The sequence below is a fragment of the Halonotius sp. GCM10025705 genome (genome assembly GCF_042662885.1).
Taxonomy (GTDB): domain Archaea; phylum Halobacteriota; class Halobacteria; order Halobacteriales; family Haloferacaceae; genus Halonotius; species Halonotius aquaticus.
The window spans coordinates 1539388-1560071 of record NZ_JBHSZD010000001.1; the positions used below are offsets into that span (position 1 = coordinate 1539388).

Genomic DNA, 20684 nt, shown 5'->3' on the forward strand with positions numbered 1-20684 from the left:
GTTCAGTGGTGCTGCGGTAGTTTGAGCGGGTCGGCGTCCTCCCACCGGGGCTGGAAAACCTCCCGCACGTCGGCCGCAAAGTTGCGATCCTTGAGATCAATCATCGCAAACGCCTGCTCGGGGTCCAGCGGGTTCGGCACCTCAAGACAGACTTCGACACCGTCGATCAGGTTGAACGTTCCCTCGACGGCCTCGTGGGTACGAACGCTGTAGTTGTCGTATTTATTCAGTCGCTCGTTGTACTCGACGTTCACTTCCTCCGGGAGACCACAGAGGACTTCGGGAGTGAGCAACAGTTCCACCTCGACACCGCGTTCGAGGGCTGATTCGAGACGCTCAACGACGCGGCCAGTGGCTGTTTTGAGATCCAACCCAACGCCGGGTGAACCGCCGACGAAAATCAACTCCTCGTCGGCGGCGTCGATCCGTTCTAAGATGAGCTCCATCGTCTCCTCGGGGCCGACCGCCGCGGTCCAGAACTGACCGTTGACCGGCGCGGCGGCTTCGAGATCGTCCATCAGCGTGTCGACGGTGTCGGCGTACTGTTCGGCCTGTTCGTCGAGTTCGCGCTGTTTGGCCTCAAGTAAGCGATCCAGCCCGACCTCGGGTTCGACGGCGACGTACTTCTTCGGCCGGCTGGCGTCCTGACTTCTGACCAACCGGTGCTGTTCGAGCCCGTTGAGCACGTCGTAGATCCGGCCCATCGGCACCTCGCTTTTGCGTGACAACTCCTTTGCGGTTGTCGGGCCACTCCGGAGCAGCGCACGATACGCTCGGGCTTCATACTCCGACAGCCCGAGATCGCGGAGACTCGCCATACATCGGTGTCGTTGCGTGGTGATAAAAACGCACCGGCGGTTTATTTGGGTCGTGCGGAGCAGATGGAAGGTCAGCCGCCGAGGTAGAGTCGGCCGACCTCCTCATCGTTGAGCAGTTCCTCGCCGGAGCCGGTGTATTTGATCTCACCGCTGGCCAACACAAAGCCACGATCAGCGACCGACAGCCCCTTTTGGGCGTTCTGTTCGACCAGCAGGATCGTCGTGCCCAACTCGTTGAGCTGTTCGATCCGCTCGAAGACATCGTCGATGAACTTCGGTTCGAGCCCAATCGATGGCTCATCAAGCAGCATGACCTCGGGGTCGACCATCAACGCCCGGGCGAGTTCGAGAAGTCGGCGCTGCCCACCCGACAGCGTCCCCGCCTGCTGGTCGCGGATGTCGCCGAGGATCGGGAACTCATCGTAGAGCTCCTCGGCGCGGGCGAGCGCGCGGTCGTCGTCCTCGAAAACGTAGCCACCCATGAGCATGTTTTCGTGGACACTCATCCCGGGAAGACGCTGGCGTCCTGGAGGACGTAGCTCATTCCGTTGGCGAGATTCTCCTGGGGGGATCGCCCGGTGATCTCTCGATCACGGAGCGTGATTGTCCCATCCATTACGTCGGCGAAGCCGTAGATGCTCTTCATCAGCGTCGACTTCCCAGACCCGTTGGGGCCGATGAGACAGGCGATCTGGCCGTCCTCGATCTCGATGTTGACATCGTGGAGGACAGTCGTGTTGCCGTAGCCGGCAACGACGTGTTCCATTTCGAGGATGGGTTCGGCCATGCTTATTCCCTCCCAAGATAGGCGTCGATGACGTGTTGGTTATTTTGGATCTCGTCCGGTGTGCCGGTGGCGATCCGCTCGCCGTGAGCCAACACGTAGATCCGATCGGCGATCTCCATGACGAAATCCATGTTGTGCTCGATGAGGAAGATCGTCGCCTCCTCCTCGTCGTTGGCGGTTCGGATGTAGTCGATGAGATTCTCCAGCATCGTCGGGTTGATCCCGCCGGCTGGCTCGTCCATCAACAACAGATCGGGTTCAGCCATCAACTCCATGGCGAACTCGATGAGTTTCTGTTGGCCGAAGCTCAACCGACCGGCCCGTGTGTCAGCGAGCCCGGCGAGATCGACGTACTCAAGCAGTTCGTTCGTTCGCTCCATCAGCGAATCGTCCGGTCGCCGGAGGAGCCCGCCGATGTCGGCGCCGCCCTCTTGGGCGGCCAACAGCAGGTTCTTCCGGACGCTCATCCCGCCGAAGATCCGGGTCTCCTGGAACATCCGGCCGAGGCCGGCCCGAGCGATCTTGTACTCCGGCCAGTCGGTGACATCCTCGCCCTGCAGGGTGACCCGACCCTCATCAGCGGTAAGCGTGCCGGTGATGCAGTTGAACAGCGTCGATTTTCCGGCCCCGTTGGGGCCGATGAGTCCGACGATCTCGCCTTCGTGTACCTCAACATTGACCTCGTTGACAGCGGTGAGGCCGCCGAACCGCTTGGTGATCCCCTCAGTTCGGAGGACAGTGTCGTCAGCGGTGGCTGTCGCCGCGTGGTCGTCGGTCTCAGGTGTGTTACTCATCGGTCGCCACCTCCTCGTCGTCAGTGGCGGCCATCCCGCCGCGTTCGTAGTAGTCCATCTCATTCGCATACGCTCGGAGGGTGCCAACGACCCCTTTCGGGAAGCGGATCACAGTCACGATGATCGCGACACCGAGCAAGACGAGTTGCCAGCCGACAAAGCTGGATTCGACGTACTCGATGATCGTATGCAGCCCGAAGGCCCCGATGACCGGGCCGGCAACGGTGCCGGTGCCACCCATCAGCGCCATCGCGATCAACTCGACATTCCACGCGCCGTTGTAGGCGGTCTGTGGATCAAGGAACGTGTTGAACAGCCCGTAGGCACCACCGGCAAGGCCGGTGAACAGCGCGGCCAGCATCCACGCCGCCGTCTTGTAGTAGGTGGTGTTGAACCCCATCGCGGTTGCCTTCCCCTCATCGTCGCGGATCGCATTGAGGATGAAGCCAAACCGGGTCTGGGTGAGATAGTAGACGACCGCCATCTCCACCACGAGGACGGCGAGGAAGAAGTAGTAGAACACGATCCCCGGCGGCACGTCGAAGAGGATCTTCCCGCTGGCACCGCCGGTGATCTCAAGATTGCGGGTGACCTGCTGGATCGCCAGCAGAATCCCGAGGGTGGCGATCGCAAAGTAGTGGCCGCGCAGTCGCAGCACGATGAGCCCGTTGATCGCCGCAAAGACGAGAACGGCCACAACGGCGCCGACCATCGCGATCGGGAACGAGACGGCGGCATCCTTGACCAAGATCGCCGTCGCGTAGCCGCCGATCCCGAAGAAGGCCATGTTCCCGAAGCTGGGGTAGCCGGTTTGTCCACCGACGATATCCCACGACAGCGCGAGGATCGCAAACAGGAACATCTCCGAGAGGACGGTCATCATATAGCCTTCGCGCAGCCCAAACACCGGCGGCAACGCGCCGACAACCGCGCCGGCGCCGATAAGCTTCCAGCCGTGGGCCCCGCAGAGATCGAACAGGCGATCAAGTCGCTTGGGTGGCAGGATCGACCGCAGCAGGCCGCTGGTATCGGGATCAGTGCTCATTGTCAGCCCCCGTGCCGAACAGCCCCTTTGGTTTGACGACAAGCAGGACGATCAGCAGCGTGAAGCTCACCGCGAGCGTCCACTGCGAAGAGACCAACCCGGCGGTCAACTCTTCGACGACACCGAGCAGTAGCCCGCCAGTAAGCGCGCCAGGGATCGAGCCGACACCGCCGAAGACGACGATGACGAAGCTCTTCAGCGTGTAGATCAATCCCATCTGCGGCTGAATATTGAGGATCGTCGCGATGAACGCCCCGGCGCCGCCGGCAACTGCCGAGGAGATACCGAACGTCACCGCACGCGTGTGCTCGACATCGATCCCGACAAGCGCGGCGGCCTCGGGATTCTGTGAGACCGCGCGGATCGCCCGCCCGGTTCTGGTTCGCTGCAGGAACAGGTACAGGATCGCCGTCAGGACGATCGCGCCAGCGAAGGCGACAACCTTCATCTTCGGGACGACGAGTCCGCCGACGACCATCGACGGATCGGCGAAGGCGACCTGGATCGATCGGGGGTTGGCCGTCCACGCCTGAATCGCCAGCTGTTGGATAGCGATACTGATCCCGAAGGTGACCAACAGCGTCAGGAAGATATCGGTACCGATCACACGCGAGACCAGCGTTCGCTGCAGCACGTAGCCGACGACAAACAGGACGCCGACGACAACCGGGATCGTCGCCAAAAACAGCAGCACCGACCCCTCGGCGGTGCCGGTGGCGATGCTCAACAACCAGTAGGCGGTGTAGCCGCCGAGCATCACCATCTCGCCGTGTGCGAGATTGATGATGTCGACAACGCCCCAGATGAGCGCGAAGCCGACAGCTACGGCCGCAAACAACGCGCCGACGAGCAGGCCGTTGACCACGAACTGCGCGATGGCCATCTGTCTTATCGCTCGCTCCAGTCCGGCATCGGGTAGAGGGGATCGGACTGTGCGACCGAGGACGGATAGACCGTCTGGAGGCCCGGCTCAGGCTGCCATTGCCGGATCAGCATGTTCTTGGCGATGACGCCGCTGTCGTCGAAGCTCACGTCGCCATACACCGTCGAGAACGGGTCACTATCCCGGATCGCGTTGCGGACGGCGGTCGGGGTGAGTTCGTCAACCGACTCGAAGGCGTTGACGAACGTCAGAATGACCGCCTCACCGGCCGCGCTGTGGTAGTCCGGCGTATAATCGTAGTTGTCCTCGATGGCCGCCACGAAGTCCTGTGTGCCGCCGTAGACCGGATCCTCGAAGTCGGCGTTAATGTCCCAGGAGGTCGGCCCGTAGATGTAATCGCCGTTACCGCCGACCTCGCCTTTGAACGAGTCGTTGAGGCTGCCGACCGTCCCCATCGCGGCGTCAACATTGACGCCTTGGGACTCCATCTGGTTGGCAAGGATGATGTTGTGTTTTTGGTGGGCACACAGCAGCAACACATCGGCACCCTGATCGCGGACGCGACCGAGGTTCGTCGAGAGATCTGAGGTTCCCGAGGGGAACGTCTGGTCGACGACGAGCTCCAGATCTGTCTGCTCGATCTTGTTGCGCGCGCCCTCGGCGGTCGACTGGCTGAAGGTGCCATCCTCAGCGAGGATTGCGATCGACTCCGGTGTCGGGCTCTGGGCGAGCGCCATATCGATGTAGCTCTTGGCGTACTTGTTTGCCGTCGGCAACAGCCCGAAGATCCACTCGTTGCCCTGACTGAAAATCTCGGGGCTCGCACCGCCACCCTCGACCATCGGCTTCTCGTTTTCGGCGGCCACCGCACTCGCCGGCAGCGTCACCGAACTGGAGTACGGCCCAAGCAGGTAGTCGATCCCCTCGCGGTCGATCAACTCCTGATAGATGCTCCGCGACGTGGAGGCATCGGTGCCGTCGTCCCGAAGCACCATCTCAAGTTCGTAGGTGTTGCCGTCGCCGGCTTCAACGCCACCGCTTTCGTTGATCCGATCGATCGTCTCCTGATAGGCGTCCTTATACAGCCGACCGAGGTCGGCGTTGTCGCCCGTGAGGCTCATCGAGCCGCCGAGGGTGATGGTGTCACCGCTGCCGCCGCTGTCGCCACCACCATCGCCGTTAGAACTGTTGCCGGCACAGCCGGCCAGTCCAGTGAGCCCCAGTGCGCCTGTCCCTCCCGCAACCTTCAGAAACGTGCGTCGGTTGTGGTTGTCAGTCATAGGTTCTCTCATGGGAGTGCTGTCGTGACCCACTCCCATAGGAAAGAGTCACGACGGTTTTCGGATAAAAGTAATGATTGTCTATGTAGGATATATACCGCTATACAGCTCGGTGGTTTCGGTATCGTGACAGGAGCCAAGCGGCTATGTTGCCGGCGGCTCGATGGACTCGCTGACCTGTGTCATCAGTTCCTCGGGGGTCGACGCCGCCGTGTCGCTGCCGCGGACACGTGCGGTTCCGGGCTCTACGTCCGCAGCGTCAGGGACAACCACCGCTTCGTGGTCGGCGATCCGGAGCGCCGCACGGTGGAGCTCCGAGCCGGCTGGATCGCCAACGTCGACAACGAGATCGCCGCCGGTGAGGCGGGCGGCGACACTACCGTAGTGAGCAACCTGCACGCCGATGCGATCCCACGCGCCGGCGAAGGCCTCAACGGCGTCGGTTGCGGCCTCGCGGTAGCGATCCTCGCCGGTGATCGCCGCGAGATCCAACAACCCCTCGGCGAACTCCATGCCCGTGTCGATGGGTCGCAGCGGGCGGGCACAGAGCCCGTGGCCACTGGCGGGGCCATCGCGGAACGCCGCGCCGTCACCCAGTGTTTCGAGAGCGTTGTCGGCGACAGCCGTTGCGACCGCGGTGTAGTCGTCGTCACCGAGCACCTGCCGGGCGGTGCTCCACGCCGTGACAACGCGAGCAGCATCCTCAAGCAGGTCGGTGTCGCCGACCGCATCATCGGTGCGGTAATGGGTGACGACACCGCTGTCAGTGTCGATAAGATCGGACTCAACGGCGGCAAGAATACGCTCGGCGTACTCGCGGGCGTGGTCGTCATCGGTGTAGGCGGCGTAGGTCAGCAGGGCGTCGGCGGCGAGTGCGTTGCCGCCAGCGAAGACTGTCAGGTCGGTTCGGGGGCCCGGCTGATCGGCACGCTCGTCGGCGTCGGCGCTGTAGTAGCTTGCGCCTTGGCCGGGGCCTTGGCTGCCGCCGACAGCGACGCCCGTCCACAGCGTATCGGTGAGATAGTCGATTGTGGCCCCGGCGGGTTCACGGTAGGCGTCCTCGCCGGTGTACAGATAGCCGTTGGCGAAGGCCCGGATGAGGGCGGCGTTTGTCTCAAGGACTTTCTCGTGGCGAACGTCCGACCAGTCGCGTTCGGTGGCAAACCGAAAGAAGCCGCCATCAACGGTGTCATAGAGATGTTGGGCGATAGCGTCGAGGGTCTGGCGAGCCTGTTGGGGTTCGCGTTTGAGTGCGAACTCGATGGTTCGGGGAGCGGAAACTTGGCGTCGGTGCCCCAGCCGCCGTGGTGTGGATCGAACTGTTCGGTGAGTTGGCCGGCGATATGTTCCTCAATTCGGGTATCGAGGTCGTCGGCTGGTGTCGGCTCGTCGGCGACGGCGCGCGGCACCCGACCCGCGTCGGCGCCTTTCTCGTCCCACACCTGGCGGATGCGGTCGACGATGCTCCGCATCCCATCGGGCCCGAGATAGGTCGCGCCCGTCAGGAGCTCGCCGGTTGGGGTGAGAAAGGCGGTCGTCGGGAAACCGCCCATGTTGTAGCGTTCCCGGACGCGTGGATTGCGGTCGACATCGACCCGAATCGGCACGAAGCTATCGTTGATGTTGGCGGCGATCCGTGGCTCGCTGTAGGTGCGGGCGTCCATCTCGTGGCAAGCCCCACACCATGTCGCCGACAACGACAGCAGGATCGGGGTCTCGGTTGCGTCCGCCTCGGCAAACGCGTCGGCACCCCACGCTCGCCACTCAACCCGTGTAGACTCCGCGGCTGCCGCGGCCGCCGTCGAATCATGCATACCAGTGTTCGGGTGGGCCGCTGCCTAAGGCCTTCGTCCGCGACGAAAGACGTTATCACCGATGGCCCGCAACTGGAGGTATGCGCACGCGCTCCCTGCTCGCGCTGTTGCTGTTGATCCCGCTGGTCGACGCCTTCGTCCTCGTCGCCATCGTCGGCTCAGGGTGGCTCACGCCGCTCCAAACGGTCGCGTTAGTCGTCCTGACGGGGCTGATCGGCATGATCCTCGTTCGCGCGGAGGGCCGCAACACGCTGGTGCGGTTCCAACAGAAGGCCGCCGCCGGGTCGGCACCGACCGACGAACTGCTCGACGGCGGGCTGTTGATCGCGGCAGGCGCGTTTTTGCTCACGCCGGGGCTGGTCACCGACCTCATTGGGTTTCTGCTCGTGTTGCCGCCGACACGGTACCCGATCCGGATCGCGCTCAAACGCTGGGTGGTCGTCCCCTACATCGACAACAAGACCGACGGCTTCGCCACCGGCAACGTCTGGACGTTCGGCTTTCCGGACGGCGACGGTGACAGCGACCCGTTCGGCTCCGGCGGGTTCGACGTTGGTGGCTCCGGCCCCGGAGCGGGCGACGCAGGTGACACCGGTAGCGACGATCCACTGGGTGCCAGCGGGTCGGCGACAGACGACGAGGAGTACGTCGATGTCGACTTTGAGGTCAACGACGACAACAGCCGAGAGTCGTAGCCGACCCGCACCGAGACGCAAACTGTGTTCTCCGAAACCGACTGACGGAGCCGCGGTGGCGAAAGGAAACTGTTAAACAGAGTCCCCCGCTACGAGCAGTTGCGTTGGGGCCGATAGCTCAGTCAGGTTGAGCGCTCGGCTGATAACCGGGAGGTGCACGGTTCAAATCCGTGTCGGCCCATACCTTTTTCACTCGATTTCAAGCCGAATAGAGAACTCTGTGTAAGGCTCTAAAAACGCCGAAATCGACTGTTTCACACGATCCTGCGTGCGCTTCGTGTGGAGGAGTTCAACTGTTTCCCGAACGCGGGTCGCCGCCGTCTACGATTCGTCGTCGCCGGAATCGTCGAGAGCCGACAAGGATTGGGCTGATCCACACCCGTGAGTAATGTAAATTTATGTGTGTAAGGACAATATATTCAGTAAGATGAGTGTTTCAGAGAACGCCACCCTCACGAGCAAAGGACAGGTGACGATCCCAAAGCGGATTCGAGAAAAGCTCGGCCTTGAAGCGGGGACAGAAGTCGAGTTCATCCTCGATGACGACGGGTCACTCCGCGTCCAACCGAAGGAGCCGCCGATGGAGCGGTTGCGTGCGATTCAAGACCAGCTGTCGACTCACGAGATCGACATCGATCAGCTGCGCCGAGAATCGAAACAGGCCTGGGAGTCACAGCTCACCGAGGAGGAGTCGTGATCTTTCTGGATTCGTGGGTCTGGCTTGAATACGTCTTCAGTGGTGAGAAAACCGAGGCGGCGGAAGCCGTCATCCAGCGGGCGAACACGGCCGATACCGGCGGGCTCATTGCCCCGACGGTCATCACAGAGGTCTCATATCGTGTTCGACGCGTCGAGGACAACGCAACCGCCACGGAGACCGTCCAGGCGATCCACGATTTCGAGTATATCGAAAGTCTGCCGCTGGTCGACGAGATCGCGGAGTACGCCGCCGAGCTCCGGGCAGAGTATTACGATCCCGGCGAGCGAGAGCTGTCGTACGCGGATGCGATCCACCTCGCCACCGCGATCGTTCACGATGACTGTGACGCCCTCTACACCGGTGATCCGGATTTTGGCGGTATCGATGGGATCGACGGTATCGAGACGGTCGTGCTGTGATCGTGGTCAGTTGCCCTGAATCGCGTCGATCACCATCGCCGCCGCGAGGATCGGCTCCTTCGGCACGCGGCTGGCATCGTCGATGGTCACCTCGTAGGTGTCTTTGAGGAGCGTGAACTGGCCGTCGATCGAGCCGACGTGACCGCCCTGTGGATCGGTGATCTCGTATTTGTGTGGGATCAACTCACCAAACGGGAGCAGATTCCGGGCCAGCGTCACCCCTGCACCGCGGGAGTCGATCTCGGCTAACGCCTCCCGCGTGTCGGGATCGCGGATCGTCCACGTATCTTGGAGCAGCGAGAAATCGTTGTCGAGGATCACAACCGGCTCGTCGGTGGCAGCATCCGAGAGGACGTAGTCGCCGGCGATGTCGATGATGCCGCTGGCGGTGACGGTGAACACCTCCGTGCCGTCGCCGTCGACAAACGGAAACTTCTCTTTCAGCTTGAACAGTTCCTGTTTCCCGCGCAGAACCGTCTGTCCGGCGGCGTCGACGGCTTTGTACTTGTTCCGGAACACGCCCTGGATGACGGTGTAGGTGTCGTCCGCAAGCGCGATGCCACTGATGTCGTAGCGGTCTTGGAGGGCCATTGGTCGCTCCTACGTCTGTGGCAACTTGAAACCACTCGCCGCCACTGCACGGTGGGCGATTTGGGTTGCTCTATCTTATATCAAATAAAACGCACAGCGCGTCGTACTCACGGAGTTCCTGTTGAAAAGGTGGGTAGCGACCAGCTCACCCCGTCGTCGCCGTTTCGGTGCTCTCCGACAGTGTCGCCTGCTCGTGGGTGTGGTGATAAAAGTACACACACGGATCGCCGTCTTGTGATGTTGGTTCGAAACAGACCCGCTGGTACCGCTCGTTGTCGAGCAGATTCACCATCAGGCTACCACTGTGGGCACTCACGGACGCATACGCGCGGCCACAGGCCGGGCACCGCGCGGGCGCGTCCCCCGGAATATCGTTCATGGTTTTGCATGCCGACACGGACGCTAAACGGTTTCGCCGCGCGCGGTCGTCACCCCCACGCCAGCAGATACGGTTACATAGCTCGCCGGCCTCTGTCACCCTATGGCCACGACACGACGACGCTACCTCCAGTACACCGGCGGGATCGCCATCCCCACCTCGCTTGCTGGCTGTGTCGGCACCGTTCCCGACGACGGGCCGGACAACGCGACCAACGGCGGCACCGAAACCCGTCCCACAGGCACGGGCGGGCCAGGGGTCACCCTCAGCGCGACTGACGACGATCCCGACCTCCCAATCCAGCCGGCCGTCGCGGTCGTCCGCGAGGCTGCCACGACCGACCATCCCCCGCGGCTCCGGACGACGCTCACCAACACGAGCGATACGGCTGTCAGCGTCGGCGAGGGCCGCGCCGTCCACTTCGAGTACGTGACCGCCGACGGCGGGCTCCTGACGCTCCTGCCACCCGCGGGCGATGACGGCTACCCCGCCGAGGCCGACTGCTGGCGGCTCACCGAGGGGATCGCCACGACCGACGAGTACCGCACGATCGAGATCGCAGGCGGCGGTTCGAGCAGCCGACCCGTCGACCTGTATGCGACGACCGAGGCCGACGGCTGTCTCCCGGTCGGTGAGCACCGCTTCGAAACGACGATCTCGCTCACCGGCGACGACGCCGAGGCCGACGACTCAGCGACGTGGGGGTTTTCGATCGTGGGAGAGTAGCCACGGTGAGACCAGTCTTGAGTCTGTCTTCCGATTGCTCGCAGCAACCACACGGTGCGGTGATGGCCACATCCACCGGAGACAATCGCTCCTGTATCCGGCTTTCACCGTCGTCTTAGGCGGTCGCCAACACCGAATGCAGCGCGTCCCGGTGGAACGCGATCGCCGCCTCGCGGTCAACCGGTGGATACTGTGGGTTCGTCACCCGACCCTTAGAGTCGACCGCACTGGCGGCGATCGCGGCGGCGCGATGGGCGGGACTAATCGACGGGTACTCTCGAACCGACGCATACCCCTCCCTGAACGCCGCCCGCAGCGGTTCGGGATCGTCGACGTACCAGTCGGCGACGAGGTATTCAACTTTGGCGACCGACAACGCGGGTGGGGCCGCCAGTGGGGCCTCCCAGTCGACGACAGCCGTCACTGAGCCGTCGGCGACTAAGGCGTTGCCAGGTCGAAAATCCCACGGGAACAGCAGGGGCGTGCGGTCGGTCGACGGCGATGACGCAAGCAGCCCTCGAAGGTCGGGGGTGAGATCGTCGAACGCCGACGGCAGCCGACTGATAGCGCGGCTGCCGTAGCCCGCAACCCACCCCGCACAGTCCTGCTGGCTCGCGGTTAGCCCCGCCTCGCCGCGTTCAAGCCGACCGCAAGCATCGAATCGAAAGGCCTCATGCAGGCGGGCGAGTGCGCGGCCGAACCAGCGAGCGAGACTGCGCCGTGTCGCACAATCGACCGCAGAAAACGACGTGTGGAGGTCGCTGCCGGCAACGTAGGCGGTGAGCAGATAGGCAACCCCTTCGTGGCTACCCGCCGCCAACACGGGCGGCACCGGCACGAACGTACGCTGTCGGATCTCTTCGAGTAGTGCCGCCTCGGTACGGAGCCACATCGGCTCTGTCGACAGTTGTACGACGACCGGCCCGCGGGTCGGAAATCGCGCGACAGCCGTCTCCTTGCGGTTGCCACGGGTGATCAATTCGAGGGCTGTCGGCGACTCCCTGAGTGCTCCGAGCGCGACTTCGGCCGCGGCCCGAACTGAGTCATCGGCAAACGCCTGTGCCACCAGCGGGTCGCTCACGACTCACCCCGCAGGATCGGTGGCAACTCCGCGAGCGAGTCGATCACATACTCCGGGTCGTAGTCGCCGCGCTCGTCGTCGCCGCACAGCCACGCGACCGGCAGCCCGGCGTTTTGGGCACCAGCCACATCGTAGGCCAGCGAATTGCCGACATACAGCGTTCGCTCCGCAGCAACGTCAAGGTCGGAAACAGCCTGTTCAAACGGCTCGGCGTGGGGCTTCGAGCGAGCAAGCTCCGCCGCGTAAACGGCTGTCTCGAAGCGATCGACGATCCCCAACGCATCGAGTTTTGTCTGCTGGCGAGCTTTCGGCCCATTGGTGATAACGCCGATCGGCCCAACAGCCGATGCCGCATCGAGTGCATCGGTCGCACCTGGGCGGAGCCCGACGGCGCAGTCGTCGATCACCGAGCGGAGCGCGCGGGCGACAGCGAGCGTGTCGAGATCGGGACGGCCGTGTTGGGCGGCCACACGAGCAACCCCTGCCGCGAAGTAGCCGACCGGATCGTCGTGATCCGGCGGGCCGGATAGTGCGGCCCAGAGGGCTGCTGGCTCGCCGACGAGCGGTTCGCCAGCCCGGTCGAAGGCCTGCTCGTACATCGCATGGGTATCCTGTGTGTGCTGACACAGCGTGCCGTCAAGATCGAAGCAGACCGCGTCAAACGGTGCCACAGGTGACGGTGGTGCGAGCGGAACAAAAACCTCGCGTCGACACCACAGCACGTAGTGGGGCGTCGACACCAAAACGGGGTGGTCGCGTGTTAACTTGGATCAGCACCGAGCAGCCGCGGCAGTGCCGTATCGGCAAACGTGAGCGCGATCACCAACACCATCGGGGCGAAAAACAGGCCATAAAATCCCAACACGACCGGGCCGAAGATATACGCCAGCATGAGCAATCCGACATGCGTTCGGTCGCCGCTCAGATACGGTCGGAGGACGATATCCGGGATCGTATCGACGACAACGACTGCAAGCAGGAGGAAGCCGACGAGATACGCCAACAGCGGGTACTGTCCATCGAGGACAACCGGGACAGCCGCGAAGAGCGTCAGCGGGATGTAGACGATCTTCATCCCAATCACCGGAATCAGACTCGCAATCCCCGTCAGCGCGCCGGATAAGACAGGGTAGGGCACCTCGACCGCACTGGGTGCCACGGCGTTGTATCCCATGAAGACGATAGCCCCGATCAGCGAGATCACGATCACGTTCAGCAGGTTGCCGAACAACACCGCCTCCAACTCGTCATCAGCGGCCTCGAAAAACTCGCGGGCAAGATCGTCGTCATCGAACCGGAGCAGCCACGCCCGAAACGTCGACCCCTCGATGAGCAGATAGTAGGTGACGACAGCGATGATAAAGAGGTTCAACAGCAGCCCGCTGACGAGGCTCGTCGCGAACGACGCGTGGTCGACGCCGAACTGGATGAACGGCTCCAGTTGCCCCGCTTGATACGCACTGATGAGCCCGTTGAACGTCAGGGCAGGAAGTTCGTTGACGCCCTCAAACCACGCCACGCTGTCGGGCACCGATTCAATCACGGGGTAGGTTTGGACGAAGTTCCGCACCTCCAAGACGAGCAGGACGATCGTATAACTGATCAACAACACGAAGGGTACAACGAGCAGTGAGATCGTCGTGAGCGCCCGAAGCTGTCGCGGCATCCCGAACCGATTCAAGAGCTGTACGCGACTGAGCTTGTGATAGAACCCGCGCGAGGAGTAGTACAGAAACACGGCGATCGTGAAGGCGGCAATGAACCGAGAGATGAGATAGCCGATGATCGCGGCCACCCCGATCCCGAAGGCGGCGACCACGGCGCGTTTCTCATTCATATCTGGGTGCTATCGGTGATCCTACATAAACAGCGTGTCATCGCGCCGATATCGACACCGTGGTGGTGTGCAACCAGTCTCGATCAGCGTGAAACGACTCGACACCAGGTGTTCGCAGCCATCGGATACAACGCCACCAGGTGGGAAACCGAACGAGATCGACCATCAATGCAGCAAGAATTATGCCACGACCTGCCGTTCGCTTGCCATAGTAGCCAATGACGGACGTCTCACAGCGACCATCTGCCACCTGCGTCGTGGCGACCCTCAAGAGGAGCAGCATGCGATGACCGACAAGCAGGCACGCACCGTCGAATTGGTCACTCAGTCGCTCAGCCCGGAGACAGCGGCAGCGTTCCGCGAGCGACTTGAGGAACAAGCCGAGTGGCTTCGCACCGCCATCAACGACGGGCAGTTTGACAACGCCGACTTCGCGGTCGGGCTTGAACTGGAAGCCTACGCGGTGACCGGCGACGACGCTGTCAGTGACGGCGGACAGCCCACAGCCGTCGATGACGTGGGTGCCGGCGACACCACCCACCCGCACCTTGCTCGCCTCCCGGCGACCGTCTTCGAGGAACCAGCAGCCAACAAAGAACTCGGCCTCCATAATATCGAAATCAACACCGATCCAACGCTACTCAGCGAGGCCGGCCTCGCTGCCCAAGCCGATGAGATCCGCGAGCGAACCGCAGCGGCGCGGGCGGCCGCAGACGACCACAAGAAAGAGATCGTTCTCGATGCGATGTGGACGATCCCGCCGGCGGAGGGGCTGCCGCCTACCTCTCGGCGACCGAGGAGTGCGATAGCGTCGTGTTTGCCGACAACATGCGGCAGTACCCCCGCTATGTCGCCATCGACAACGATGCCCTCGCCCACGCTGACGGCGAGATCCCGTTTTCGGCCCCCGGCGTCGAGGCCACCTTTCCCTCAATTCTCTTCGAATCGCTGGCAACCTCGATCCAGCCACACCTGCAGATTCCCTCGGCCGAGGAGTTCCCGGCCTACTACAACACCGCGATCCGAACGCTCGGGCCGGTGCTTGCGTTGTCGACAAACTCGCCGTTTTTGCCGGCCGAGTTCTACGATGGGAGCGATCCGGCAGCCGTCATCGACGAGACACCACACGAACTCCGGATCGCGGTCTTCGAGCAGTCGGTCAATCAGACCGCTCACGCGAAAGTCAGGGTGCCGCAAGATATCGACGCCACAACCGATATCGTCGACCGCGTCCTGGCAGACGACCCCTACGCACCGTTCCTCCGGGAGTGGCTAGCCGACGACGACCGCGAAACGCTCGCGGATCGACTCTGGGAGTTCACCCACAAACGCGGTACCTACTGGCGGTGGCTGCGCTGTGTGGTCGGCGGCGACCACATCGACGACGCCAACGACACCCACTCGCTGCGGATCGAGTACCGTCCGATCCCAACCCAGCCGACGGTGACCGACATCGTCGGGCTACAGGCGCTTGTCGTCGGCGGGGTTCGCGGCCTCGTCGCCGCCGATCACCCGCTGACGACACTACCCTGGGCGGCCGCCGAGGAGAGCTTCTATGCGGCGATGGCCGACGGGATCGACGCCGAGTTGGCGTGGGTGACCGCCGACGGCGAGCAGACCGCAGACAGCGGTGAAATTTTCGCGGAGCTGTTCGAGTACGCCCGCCACGGCTTGGAGATCAGCGGGCTATCCAGCGAGGCGATCGACGACTACCTCGCGCCGATCGAAGCGCGGGTGGATGCTGGTCTGACGCCGAGTGCGTGGAAGAAACAGCAGGTTCGGGAGCGACTCGCAGACGGCGATGGCTTCGAGAACGCAATCGGAGGCATGCAACACGAGTACATCCGGCGAAGCCGCAGCACCGACTCGTTTGCGGAATGGCTGTAATCGACCAGAGAAATCCAGTCTACAACTCGGCGTCCTGTGGTGGCTCGACATCACCCTCGCGATCGAGCGTGAGCAGCGTCAGAAAGCCGACAAGCAGTCCCGGCCAGTAGGTCGTCAGCCGGAACAACACCGCCGCCGTCAACGCCGTCGCCAAGTCAACCGAGTAAAACAGCGTCATGAGCCACGAGAAGGCGGCCTCGTAGGTGCCGCTCCCGCCGGGCGTCGGCGACAGCGTGGCGATCGTCGAGAGGTTGACGATGAAATACAGCGGGACGAAGGTTGGCTCAAGATCCATCGCGAGAAAGACGACATACAGCGAGATGATCTGGGCGACGATCGCAAGATGCGAGCCGAGGATCGTCGTCAACAGAAACGAGGAATCCCGGCCAGCCCGCTCGAAGAGCGCTTCGGTTCGGCGCACCCGATCCTGCAACGACTGCAAGACGCCTTCGCCCCAACTCACCCGGCGTTCGATCGCCGAAAGGAGGCCCAACGCTGCCCGACCGAGTGTCCCATCAGGCGACCACAGAAGGTAGGCCAGACCACCGCCAACCAGCAGAATCAGCAGGGCGATCCAGCCAACATCGAACAGAAAGCCATGCAGGGAGCCAAACAGATAGAGGTAGGCGACCCCGCCGATGGTGAACGTGAAAAACGGCACCGCGTTCACCATATCCGAGGAGACGACCGCCGCCAGCGCGCCCTCGTACTCCGTGTCGGTCGTATCGGCGATGATGTAGGCCATCACCGGCTCGCCGCCGAACTGCCCCAGCGGCGTAATCGAGTTGAGGAAGTGGCCGCTGAAAAACAGCCGAACCGTTTTCGAGGCGGTGGCGGTGATCCCCAGTTGGCCGAAAAATCGGTGCCAGACCCACGCCCAGACGAACAGCGACGAGAGGCCAACCGCGACAGCGACCCCAAAGGTCGAGCGGTCGACACGAGCGATTGCGCGTAGGAACTCGCGGGTGTCAGCGAAATACAACAGCCCGGCAAACAACAGCAGGGTGACAGCATACCAGCCGAGTTCCTGCCACGACCAGTCGGGACGGCCCGGGAGCGACATCGATCAGGCGACCTCCCCAGAGGGGTTGGCGTGGCGACCACAGTGTGGAGGGCGGTGGCAAGCATTCGGTGGCTGGGCAAACACAGGGGAGCCACTTAGATTAGACGGACATCACCGATAGCCTAAGGCTTCGAGTCGCTGTTGGATCTCCTCGTCGGCCTCAGAGTCTGGGTCATCAGGCGGGCTCCCCTCGGCTGTGCTGTCGGCTCCTGTGTCGGCTCCGGCGTCGATGTCGTCGATAGCTGCCCGCAGTGTATCGGGGATCGCCACGGCCGCACCCGTCTCGCGGTCGAGGGCCTGATACCGGACGTCGCCGTGCTCGCTGACCGATTTGCGGACGGTGATGCCACCGCGGATGAGATACCGGTGTTTTCGATAGTATTCGTCCCACGCGTCACTTGGAATGAAGCCCGTGAAATTCTCCGGGAACTGACAGCCGCCGCGAGCCGTGTCGGCGAATATCTCGTCGGGTTCCGGCGCAAGGCCGGCGTAGTACGGCACAAGCTCGTTGAGCCGCCGGAGTTCAAACAGCTGGTCGTGACGGGCGCCCGCAAGGTCGGGATGGTCGACGAAGAGAACCGTCTCGATAACGGGATCGATCGTCGTGAACTGGTGGCCGAACAAGCCGTCGTCCTCGCCGAGGGCTTGGCCGTGATCAGAGAGGACGACGACGACGGTGTCGTCAGCAACGCCATTGGCCGCAAGGCTGTCGGTGATTCGGCCAATCAGGTCGTCGGTGTAGTCGACAGAAGCATTGTAGATCCGCCGGAGCGCATCGAAGTCGGGGTCGTCCATCGTGAACAGATCCTTCTGTCGCTGGGGAATGTCAGCGGTGTCGCCCACGCCGTGTGTGTCGAGATACTCGGCTGGCGGGTGGTACGGTTCGTGGGGCTCCATCAGATTGACATAGCAGAAAAAGGGATCGTCGGCGGGTTGGGCGTCAAGATAGGATTCAACCGCGGCGACCGTCTCCTCGGATTTACAGGAGTCGTCGACGCCGAACAGCCGGAACGCGCGGTCGAGTTGCCGGCCGATCACACGTTTCGGCAGCGTCCCAAGCGAGTCGTACAGTTTCGTCGAGAGTTTTGAGAGTCGCTGGCTGATGGTGTTGTCGGCGGTGCCGAGGAAGTTTTCGACGAAATCGAAGTCGTCGGTCATCCCCTTATGTGGGGTGATCCAGATGTTCGAGGTGATCGCGGCGGTGTCGTAGCCGGCGTCGGCGAATTCCGAAATGAACGTCTCGTGGCTTCCATCGAAGTAGCTCCGGGCGTGGGTTGTGCTGTGTTCCCACGGGTAGCGCCCGGTGAACATTGAGGCATGGGAGGGGAGCGTCCACGGGGCCTGGGTGACGGCGTCATCGAAGACGACGGCGTCGTCGGCGAGGGCCCCGAGATTGTCGGTGAACTCGATGTCGTCGTTGTAGACGGAGAGCCGATCCTTTCGCAGGGAATCCAACACGAGGAAGACGACGTTGTTCGGCCCCGTGATCTCGGTCATACGCCCGGCTATGGCCAGCGGGTAATTAGTAACTCGGATTGCTGGCTCAGCGGCACCGAGGTCGACCGTCGACGACGCGTGGCGATCGCTCTCACGGGCGGCTTATATGGGCGGAGCGGATTGACACAGCCAGCGAATGATCGAGAAGGTCGCAATCGTCTACTGGTGTGACGGCGCGGGCCATGCGGCCCGGAGCATCCCGGTCGCCAAGGAGTTCCGGTCGCGGGGGATCGAGGTGGCGATCGGCGGCGGCGGCCCCGGCGAGCGGTTCGTCGATCTCAACGGCTTCGACCAGCCGGATCTCACGACCGTTACTGTCGAAGGGAACAGCCCACGAGCGTTCCTCGAACACACGCTATTAGATCTCGCCCCATCCTCGGTGCGTCGTCTCCGAGAGGTCACCGGGTGGCTTCGCGAGGAGGAGCCCGACGTGGTGATCACCGACGACATCTTTGCGGGGCTGGCGGCAGCCCATCTCGATATCGACTTCTACCGGATCGACCATCTGACGACCGACCTCTTTGGGCCGGTCTGGGGCATCCCACTGGCGGTTTACAATCAGGTCTCCCTTCGGTTCGCCGAGGGGATCATCGTCACGTCGCTGTGGCCGGATGATCCCGCTCCCGAAGGGACAACCCGCGTTGGCCCACTGGCTCAGGAGGGCGACCCCGAGGAAGCCGTTGAGCCATACGACGTGTTGCTGAACCCCGGGAGTCACGGCGAGAACTTCGAAACGCTCCGCGACCGACTGGAAGCAGACGGCTACGACGTTCGCACCGTCGGCGACGACGACTGGGAGACCAAACCGACGATGACACCGTACACCGCCGCCGCCGACGTCGTCGTCTGTACCGGCTTTTCGTCGATCGCCGACACAGTCGTCGCCGGCACGCCGTGTGTGATCTATCCCTTCCTGCCGTTCCAACAGGCCCTTGCGGAACGCGCCGAGGCCAAGCATCTCACCGGGATCTCGATGGCGACGACCGTCGACCGCGTGATCGACCGCGTCGAGGAATACGTCGGCAGCGATGTGTCGCCCGACTACGACAACGGTGCGCCCGCGTTTGTCGACACGGTGTTGGCCGGGGTCGACGACGCGGCGTGAGCCTGATTTTCTCCGGGTACCGCCAACTCAGATCGCCGTCTATCACGGTCGATCGGCGGGGATACCGCCGAATGCCGGCAGATTGAAACCGGATGACACTAATTAGTCGACAACGCGCTATGCATATCGGCTTTTTTACGGACAGCTATTTTCCGGGGATCGATGGCGTCACCTACACGATCAAGACCTGGCGCGAGCGGCTGGAGGCCCGCGGCCACGAGGTCTCGATCATCTACCCCGACAGCAGCCACGAGCCGGGGCCACACGAGTATCCGGTGCCGTCGCTGCCGAACCCGTTCTATGCCCCCTACCGACTGCCGATCGGTCGGCGGCTCTCGACGCTGCCCGATCTTGATGTCGTCCACTGCCACGGGCCGGCGACGACAGGGCTGTTGGGCCGTCGGTATGCGGCAAAACACGATCTTCGTTCCGTCTACACTCACCACACCCCGATCGAAGAGTATCTGATCCGCGCGCTCAAGTTCGACGGGCTCGCACAGGTCGTCGGCCAGGGGTACGTTGCCTACGAGACCCGGTTCCTCCGGTCGTTCGACTGTGTCACCGCCTCAACCTCAAAGATCAGGCGCGATGTCGACCACGAGAAGCTCCCGGTCGGCATCGAGTTGGACACGTTTACGCCGCAATCCGAATCGCTGTTTACCGATTCCCGGCCGATCATCGGCTACAGCGGCCGGATGACAGAAAAGAAAAACATCGACGAGATCCTTCGGGTCGCCGCCGAAACGCCTGACTACCGCTACGTGTTGGTCGGCGAGGGGCCGGCACGACCACAGCTCGAACAACAGGCTCCGGACAATGTTGAGTTCCGAGACTTCCTCCCCGAGAGCAGTTGCCGACCTTCTACAGTTCGCTGGATGTCTTCGTGACCGCCTCAACCTGTGACACGCTGGGGCTATCGACGCTGGAAGCCAACGCCTGTGGAACGCCTGTGGCCGCCGCCAACGTCCAGCCGTTCCGGGAGACAATCGGCCCCGACAACGGCGCGCGCTTCGAGTATGGTGAGCTCGATAAGATGCAGGCAGCGATCGAGGACTGTCTCACCACCGACCGTCAGACGCGGGCCGCCGTCGAGCGGTTCGCGGTCGATCGGACGATCGATGATCTGGAAGCGATCTATCGCGGCGAGCCTGTCGCTGTCGATGACCGCCAGCGAGTCCCATCGTCGATCTGACCGCGGCGGGACAGTGAACAACACTTAATTTGATTCCCGAGTCGACATAGGGTATGCACACGCTCGCCCGCGCCGCGTCGCCCGCCGGCTG

At 62.9% G+C, this 20684-nt stretch carries 17 protein-coding genes, 1 tRNA gene and 4 pseudogenes; 8 read left to right on the forward strand and 14 right to left on the reverse strand.

The genetic code is table 11. From position 1 onward, the window contains the following. Positions 1-2: 2 nt before the first annotated feature. The 7 genes and pseudogenes from ACFQJB_RS08625 to ACFQJB_RS08655 form a co-directional block, all read right to left on the reverse strand. Positions 3-818, reverse strand: coding sequence for a TrmB family transcriptional regulator (locus ACFQJB_RS08625; RefSeq protein ID WP_379726218.1), 816 nt, complete (start codon positions 816-818; stop codon positions 3-5). Between the two features lie 71 nt (positions 819-889). Continuing rightward, a pseudogene (locus ACFQJB_RS08630) lies at positions 890-1605 on the reverse strand (ABC transporter ATP-binding protein). A 2-nt stretch (positions 1606-1607) separates the two neighbouring features. Next, positions 1608-2399 carry an ABC transporter ATP-binding protein gene (locus ACFQJB_RS08635; RefSeq protein WP_379726221.1) on the reverse strand — a complete coding sequence of 264 codons (792 nt, stop codon included), beginning with the start codon at positions 2397-2399 and terminating at the stop codon, positions 1608-1610. Then, complete coding sequence (locus tag ACFQJB_RS08640) at positions 2392-3444, reverse strand: branched-chain amino acid ABC transporter permease (RefSeq protein ID WP_379726224.1); 1053 nt, start codon at positions 3442-3444, stop codon at positions 2392-2394. Before ACFQJB_RS08640 ends, ACFQJB_RS08635 begins: the two co-directional genes overlap by 8 nt. Next, positions 3434-4327 carry a branched-chain amino acid ABC transporter permease gene (locus ACFQJB_RS08645; RefSeq protein ID WP_379726227.1) on the reverse strand — a complete coding sequence of 298 codons (894 nt, stop codon included), beginning with the start codon at positions 4325-4327 and terminating at the stop codon, positions 3434-3436. The genes ACFQJB_RS08640 and ACFQJB_RS08645 overlap by 11 nt, the downstream gene beginning before the upstream one ends. A gap of 5 nt (positions 4328-4332) precedes the next feature. Further along, positions 4333-5607: an amino acid ABC transporter substrate-binding protein gene (locus tag ACFQJB_RS08650; RefSeq protein WP_379726230.1), complete on the reverse strand. Its 1275-nt coding sequence runs from the start codon at positions 5605-5607 to the stop codon at positions 4333-4335. 144 nt (positions 5608-5751) lie between these two features. Then, positions 5752-7421: pseudogene (locus ACFQJB_RS08655) on the reverse strand (DUF255 domain-containing protein). A gap of 80 nt (positions 7422-7501) precedes the next feature. On the opposite strand from ACFQJB_RS08655, the gene ACFQJB_RS08660 reads away from it, so the two are divergent. From ACFQJB_RS08660 to ACFQJB_RS08675, 4 genes are all read left to right on the forward strand, one after another. Next, the gene (locus tag ACFQJB_RS08660; protein ID WP_379726233.1) at positions 7502-8116 is read left to right on the forward strand and encodes an FxsA family protein; all 615 of its coding nucleotides are present in this window, start codon (positions 7502-7504) and stop codon (positions 8114-8116) included. A gap of 107 nt (positions 8117-8223) precedes the next feature. Then, positions 8224-8297, forward strand: a tRNA-Ile gene (locus ACFQJB_RS08665). A 246-nt stretch (positions 8298-8543) separates the two neighbouring features. After that, the gene (locus ACFQJB_RS08670; protein WP_379726236.1) at positions 8544-8813 is read left to right on the forward strand and encodes an AbrB/MazE/SpoVT family DNA-binding domain-containing protein; all 270 of its coding nucleotides are present in this window, start codon (positions 8544-8546) and stop codon (positions 8811-8813) included. Next, positions 8810-9235, forward strand: coding sequence for a type II toxin-antitoxin system VapC family toxin (locus tag ACFQJB_RS08675; protein ID WP_379726239.1), 426 nt, complete (start codon positions 8810-8812; stop codon positions 9233-9235). Before ACFQJB_RS08670 ends, ACFQJB_RS08675 begins: the two co-directional genes overlap by 4 nt. 6 nt (positions 9236-9241) lie before the next feature. Here the strand turns inward: ACFQJB_RS08675 and ACFQJB_RS08680 are convergent, their stop codons facing one another. Continuing rightward, positions 9242-9826: an LURP-one-related/scramblase family protein gene (locus tag ACFQJB_RS08680; RefSeq protein WP_379726242.1), complete on the reverse strand. Its 585-nt coding sequence runs from the start codon at positions 9824-9826 to the stop codon at positions 9242-9244. Positions 9827-9971: 145 nt separating this feature from the next. After that, on the reverse strand, positions 9972-10205 hold the full coding sequence (locus ACFQJB_RS08685) for a hypothetical protein (protein WP_379726244.1): 234 nt from the start codon (positions 10203-10205) through the stop codon (positions 9972-9974). A 102-nt stretch (positions 10206-10307) separates the two neighbouring features. Here ACFQJB_RS08685 and ACFQJB_RS08690 point away from each other — a divergent pair, with 102 nt between their 5' ends. Further along, complete coding sequence (locus ACFQJB_RS08690; protein ID WP_379726247.1) at positions 10308-10931, forward strand: hypothetical protein; 624 nt, start codon at positions 10308-10310, stop codon at positions 10929-10931. A 115-nt stretch (positions 10932-11046) separates the two neighbouring features. Here ACFQJB_RS08690 and ACFQJB_RS08695 read toward each other — a convergent pair whose 3' ends face one another. From ACFQJB_RS08695 to ACFQJB_RS08705, 3 genes are all read right to left on the reverse strand, one after another. Then, entirely contained in the window at positions 11047-12012 is a 966-nt protein-coding gene (locus ACFQJB_RS08695; RefSeq protein WP_379726250.1) for a phosphotransferase family protein, read from the reverse strand. Further along, positions 12009-12683, reverse strand: coding sequence for an HAD family hydrolase (locus ACFQJB_RS08700; protein WP_379726253.1), 675 nt, complete (start codon positions 12681-12683; stop codon positions 12009-12011). The genes ACFQJB_RS08695 and ACFQJB_RS08700 overlap by 4 nt, the downstream gene beginning before the upstream one ends. Positions 12684-12772: 89 nt before the next feature. Next, on the reverse strand, positions 12773-13849 hold the full coding sequence (locus ACFQJB_RS08705) for an AI-2E family transporter (RefSeq protein ID WP_379726256.1): 1077 nt from the start codon (positions 13847-13849) through the stop codon (positions 12773-12775). A gap of 286 nt (positions 13850-14135) precedes the next feature. On the opposite strand from ACFQJB_RS08705, the pseudogene ACFQJB_RS08710 reads away from it, so the two are divergent. Next, positions 14136-15736, forward strand: a pseudogene (locus ACFQJB_RS08710) (hypothetical protein). A 19-nt stretch (positions 15737-15755) separates the two neighbouring features. On the opposite strand, the gene ACFQJB_RS08715 reads toward ACFQJB_RS08710, so the two are convergent. Both ACFQJB_RS08715 and ACFQJB_RS08720 read right to left on the reverse strand, forming a co-directional pair. Then, positions 15756-16799 carry a lysylphosphatidylglycerol synthase transmembrane domain-containing protein gene (locus ACFQJB_RS08715; protein ID WP_379726259.1) on the reverse strand — a complete coding sequence of 348 codons (1044 nt, stop codon included), beginning with the start codon at positions 16797-16799 and terminating at the stop codon, positions 15756-15758. A 111-nt stretch (positions 16800-16910) separates the two neighbouring features. Then, positions 16911-18296: a sulfatase gene (locus ACFQJB_RS08720; protein ID WP_379726262.1), complete on the reverse strand. Its 1386-nt coding sequence runs from the start codon at positions 18294-18296 to the stop codon at positions 16911-16913. A 136-nt stretch (positions 18297-18432) separates the two neighbouring features. Between ACFQJB_RS08720 and ACFQJB_RS08725 the strand changes: the two genes are divergently transcribed. Both ACFQJB_RS08725 and ACFQJB_RS08730 read left to right on the forward strand, forming a co-directional pair. Next, positions 18433-19401 carry a glycosyltransferase gene (locus tag ACFQJB_RS08725; protein WP_379726265.1) on the forward strand — a complete coding sequence of 323 codons (969 nt, stop codon included), beginning with the start codon at positions 18433-18435 and terminating at the stop codon, positions 19399-19401. A 119-nt stretch (positions 19402-19520) separates the two neighbouring features. Further along, positions 19521-20593 (forward strand): annotated as a pseudogene (locus ACFQJB_RS08730) (glycosyltransferase). Positions 20594-20684: the final 91 nt, after the last annotated feature.

Bases quoted from the DNA above. Each gene is read 5' to 3' on its own strand.
- ACFQJB_RS08625 (WP_379726218.1), bottom strand. From the start codon at position 818: ATGGCGAGTCTCCGCGATCTCGGGCTGTCGGAGTATGAAGCCCGAGCG.
- ACFQJB_RS08635 (WP_379726221.1), bottom strand. From the start codon at position 2,399: ATGAGTAACACACCTGAGACCGACGACCACGCGGCGACAGCCACCGCT.
- ACFQJB_RS08640 (WP_379726224.1), bottom strand. From the start codon at position 3,444: ATGAGCACTGATCCCGATACCAGCGGCCTGCTGCGGTCGATCCTGCCA.
- ACFQJB_RS08645 (WP_379726227.1), bottom strand. From the start codon at position 4,327: ATGGCCATCGCGCAGTTCGTGGTCAACGGCCTGCTCGTCGGCGCGTTG.
- ACFQJB_RS08650 (WP_379726230.1), bottom strand. From the start codon at position 5,607: ATGACTGACAACCACAACCGACGCACGTTTCTGAAGGTTGCGGGAGGG.
- ACFQJB_RS08660 (WP_379726233.1), top strand. From the start codon at position 7,502: ATGCGCACGCGCTCCCTGCTCGCGCTGTTGCTGTTGATCCCGCTGGTC.
- ACFQJB_RS08670 (WP_379726236.1), top strand. From the start codon at position 8,544: ATGAGTGTTTCAGAGAACGCCACCCTCACGAGCAAAGGACAGGTGACG.
- ACFQJB_RS08680 (WP_379726242.1), bottom strand. From the start codon at position 9,826: ATGGCCCTCCAAGACCGCTACGACATCAGTGGCATCGCGCTTGCGGAC.
- ACFQJB_RS08685 (WP_379726244.1), bottom strand. From the start codon at position 10,205: ATGAACGATATTCCGGGGGACGCGCCCGCGCGGTGCCCGGCCTGTGGC.
- ACFQJB_RS08690 (WP_379726247.1), top strand. From the start codon at position 10,308: ATGGCCACGACACGACGACGCTACCTCCAGTACACCGGCGGGATCGCC.
- ACFQJB_RS08705 (WP_379726256.1), bottom strand. From the start codon at position 13,849: ATGAATGAGAAACGCGCCGTGGTCGCCGCCTTCGGGATCGGGGTGGCC.
- ACFQJB_RS08715 (WP_379726259.1), bottom strand. From the start codon at position 16,799: ATGTCGCTCCCGGGCCGTCCCGACTGGTCGTGGCAGGAACTCGGCTGG.
- ACFQJB_RS08720 (WP_379726262.1), bottom strand. From the start codon at position 18,296: ATGACCGAGATCACGGGGCCGAACAACGTCGTCTTCCTCGTGTTGGAT.
- ACFQJB_RS08725 (WP_379726265.1), top strand. From the start codon at position 18,433: ATGATCGAGAAGGTCGCAATCGTCTACTGGTGTGACGGCGCGGGCCAT.